We start from the raw sequence: 2,384 nt of genomic DNA, 5'->3' as shown, positions 1-2,384 counted from the left end.
GGGCTCGCTCGACCGGGCGCTGGACCGCCTCGCCGAGGTGGTAGGGCTGCGGCTGGGCGCGGATTGCGTGGTGATTGGGGTGCAGCGGCGGGGGAAAGGGGTGGCGTGGTGGCCGCTGGAGGGGGATCGCTCGCCGGGGCGGTGGGAGTACCCCATGTGGCAGCAGGACGAGGCCTTCCTCGAGCGGGTGCGCGACGAGGGGCCTTCGATTTGCCGCGACACGCGCGAGCTTGCAGACCCGACACCGGGGCAGCGGGCAGCGATGGCGGCGGGGGTGCGGAGCTCGCTGCGGATGCCGCTGACGGATGAGCAGGGACGACCCTTCGGGTTCGTGCTGGCCTGCTCGCTCCGGCCGGAGGCGTTCGACGAAGGGGACCTGCGGGAGCTGCTCGACCTTGGGCGGGAGGCGGGCGGGATGCTGCGGATGCGGCTGCTGCTGGAGCGGCTCCACTTCGAGCACGCCCTGCGGACGGCCGAGGCGGACCTGCTGGCCAGGGTGGCGGAAGCGGAGGAGGAAGGTGCCCTGCTGGAGGCGGTCGCGGAGGGGGTGGCGCAAGCGCTCGGGGCCGATATGGCCGCGGTGGCGGTGGATGCCGGGGCGAGCGGGATGCGGATGCTGCGCACCTGGCCGCAGGGACTGATTCGCGCGGGGGACTGGGCTGCGGCGGAGGCGGCGGTAGACGCGCCGGAGAATGCGCGGATGCTGGAGCGGGGCGGGTCGTGGGTGCGCGAGGACCTGGCAGTGGATGATGCGCTGCCGGTGGAGGTGTTCCTGCGGGACCGGCTGGGGGCGCGGTCGCTGGCGGCGGCGGTGCGGTCGCGGCGCTGGGGCGGGCTCGGCCTGGCGCTGGGCGCGATGCGGCGGGAGCCGGGGAGCTGGCATTCGGTGGAGCGAGAGTTCCTCGTGAAGGTCGCGCGGGTGGTGGAGATCGGGGTGGAGCGGCTGCGGCGGGGCGAGCTGGCGGTGGCGCACGCGCTGAGCCTGGAGCAGCAGGCGGAGCTGCTCGGGGTGGGGTCGGAGCTGCTGGAGACGCTCTGGCAGGCGGAGGACCAGGCCTCGGCGGCCCAGGCGATCGCCGAACGGCTGCGGGAGTTCTTCGGGGCCGACCACGTGGCGCTGGGAACGGTGGACCTCGTGCGACGGCGGCGCGAGGTGCTCGGGCTGAGTTCGGCGGTGATGCGGGCGGCAGACCTGGGACCCTGGCTGGAGGAGGCGGACGTCGCCGCGTATACGGAGGCGCTGGGCCGGCTCGGGGGGCCGGCCGGGGACGTGTTTGCGCAGCGGCCTGCGAACCCCGGCGCGGCGATCGGATGGGACCGGGGGCTGCGTTCGGGGATGCGGGTGCCGTTTCGGCTCTCGGACGGCACGGTGGGGCTGGTGACGGTGGGCAGCCGGCAGCCCGGCCGGTACACGCGGGAAGACGAGGAGCGGCTGATTGAACTGAGCCGGCCGATGGCGGTGGCGCTCGACCGGGTTCGCCTGCTTGCGAAGATGGCGGAGACTTCTGAACTGCTCGCTGCGAAGACGCGGGTCCTCCTGGCGATGACGCCGGGTGCATCGATCGACGCGGTCGGGGACGTGTTCGTGCGGGAGGTTCGGCGGATGTTCGGGGCCACGCACGCGCTGGTCCTGGCGCAGACGCCAGCAGGCGCCCTCTCGCTGCGCGCTTCGACCGAGCATTTTACGGAGGAGGAGCTGGCGGAGGCGGCGCGGCGGGCGGAAGCGAACGGGACGTGGCGGGCGGCGATGGCAGCGGGTCCGCAGCTCATGGAGGATGCGGCGGTGCTGGATGACCACGCCTCGCGGGTGCTGGCGGGGCATGGCCTGCGGAGTGCGCTGCGGGCGCCGATCCGGGACGGCGCGGGGCAGGTGTGCGGGGTCGCGACGGTTGCCCGGTCGGAGCCCGGCGCGTGGGACGATTCGGACCTCGCGCAGCTCTCGGAACTGGCGGGTACACTCGGGCTGGTGCTGGAACGGGCGGCGCTGCTGGAGGCCGCGGATGCGCAGGCACGGCGGGCGGCGGCCGTCCTGGAGGTGCTGGGCGCCCTGGGCCCGGGGGAAACGCTTGAGGCGGTGGCCGGGCGGGTCGCGACCGCGCTGCGGGGCATGTACGGCGCAGACCACTGCGCGATTGGGGTGGTGGAAGGCCAGCGGGTCCGGCTGGCGGCGATTGATTCGGTCGTTGGCCCGTGGTCGGTGGGGGAGCGGCGAACCGTGGGGGAGGTGTTCGACGCGTGGCCGCCGGGGCCGGTGGTGCACGTGTTTGAGGACCTGCAGCGGGCAGAAGCGGTTACGGAGACCACGCGGGTCCTGCGAGAGCGGGGCCTGCGTTCGAGCATGCGGGTGGCGGTCTCGGCGGGGGGCGAGGTCTGCGGGGTGGTAA

The 2,384-nt window shown here is 74.2% G+C and carries 1 protein-coding gene; it reads left to right on the top strand.

What is annotated here, in order from left to right:
• The coding region (locus tag VAE46_RS05235; RefSeq protein WP_322795862.1) for a GAF domain-containing protein at positions 1-2,384 on the top strand (2,384 nt) is incomplete at both ends.

This window comes from Tepidiforma sp. (assembly GCF_034433535.1).
Classification (GTDB): domain Bacteria; phylum Chloroflexota; class Dehalococcoidia; order Tepidiformales; family Tepidiformaceae; genus Tepidiforma.
This window is presented reverse-complemented; position numbering and strand designations above follow the sequence as displayed.